Genomic DNA, 792 nt, shown 5'->3' on the forward strand with positions numbered 1-792 from the left:
TCTTTTTAGGAGAACTTAGTACAATTTATAAATCTTTATTAGTAGGTGAAAGTCCGGTTCTCCCTAGTATGGCTCTCCAATATAGAGATTTTGCTTTATGGCAACGCGACTATCTTAGTGGAGATGTTTTGAATACTCAGCTAGATTATTGGAAAAGGGAACTCTCCGGTTTTGAATCCTTGAATTTACCCTTGGATTTTAAACGACCTTCTGTAATCTCGTATGATGGCGGTAATGTATCCTTTATTGTTCCTTCTTCTACGAGTATTGGTTTACGATCATTGTCTAAAGATCTTGGAGTGAGCTTGTATAGTGTTATGTTGAGTGGATATTATGTAATGCTATCTGCTTATTCTGGTCAGGATGATATTGTTTTGGGTACTCCTGTAGCGAATCGTCATCATGTTGGATTGGAGAATATGATAGGTTTTTTTGTAAATACGTTGGTTCTTCGTATGAGTATCGATTTTGATATGGAAATTGGTGAGTTTATCAAAGGAGTATCTGGTTCTGTTTCTGGAGCCCAGATTCATCAGGATCTTCCATTTGAGAAACTTGTTGATGAGCTAAACATAGATCAGGATTCTTCCCGTCATCCAATTTTCCAAGTGATGTTTGGATTACAAAGTATGGACAAGGAAAGCTCACAATATTATGAACACGAATCTTTTCTTCAGCCTTTTGAAGGAAGTCTATCATATGATGTAGCGAAGTTTGATCTTACAGTGATGATAGATGAAAATGGAGATACTTTATCGGGTACCTTCAATTATGCTAAGTCTTTATTCAAAG

1 protein-coding gene is annotated in these 792 nt (G+C 36.2%); it reads left to right on the forward strand.

Annotation, left to right across the window (positions count from 1 at the left end; all coding sequences use genetic code 11):
* Window positions 1-792 (forward strand): condensation domain-containing protein (locus tag CHRY9293_RS18415; protein ID WP_228455608.1); only part of this gene is annotated, 792 nt, incomplete at both ends.

The sequence above is a fragment of the Chryseobacterium potabilaquae genome (assembly GCF_902728265.1).
Lineage (GTDB): Bacteria > Bacteroidota > Bacteroidia > Flavobacteriales > Weeksellaceae > Chryseobacterium > Chryseobacterium potabilaquae.